At 69.8% G+C, this 507-nt stretch carries 1 protein-coding gene; it reads left to right on the top strand.

Features of this window, described 5'->3' with window-relative positions; all coding sequences use genetic code 11:
- Positions 1-507, top strand: a 507-nt coding sequence (gspK, locus tag ACU8YE_RS24425; protein WP_446929969.1) for a type II secretion system minor pseudopilin GspK, incomplete at both ends; no start/stop codon positions are given.

The following is a 507-nucleotide window of genomic DNA, read 5'->3' as shown; positions in this document are numbered from 1 at the left end:
AACGCGCTGCTCGTCGTCGCGCTGTCGGCGATCCTCGTCTCCGGGATGCTGTGGCGCCAGCAGGTGCAGGTGCGCCGGATCGAGAACCAGCGCCTGCTCGCGCAGGCGCAGTGGGTCGCGCGCGGCGCGCTCGACTGGACGCGGATGGTGCTGCGCTCCGAGGGCGACACGGCGCCCGGCATCACCTATCTCGGCGGGATCTGGGCGGTGCCGATCGCGAAGACGAAGCTGTCGGATTTTCTCGGCCGCATCGGCGTGACCGATTCGGCCGAAGGCTCGGACACCTATCTGTCCGGCTCGATCGAGGATGCACAGGCGAAGTTCAATCTGCGCAACCTCGTGTCGTCGCCCGCGCCGGGCGCGCTGCAACTGAACGCCGCGCAGGTGCAGACGTTTCAGCGGCTGCTCGCGACGCTCGGGCTCGATCAGCAGCTCGCGAAGATCGTCGCGCGCCGCGTGCGCGCGGGGCTCAAGCAGTCGGCGACGCGCTTCCAGGCGGCCCAGTTG

This window comes from Ralstonia sp. VS2407 (genome assembly GCF_052950655.1).
Note: the sequence above shows the minus strand (reverse complement) of the source record. Positions and strands in the feature narration are given on the sequence as shown.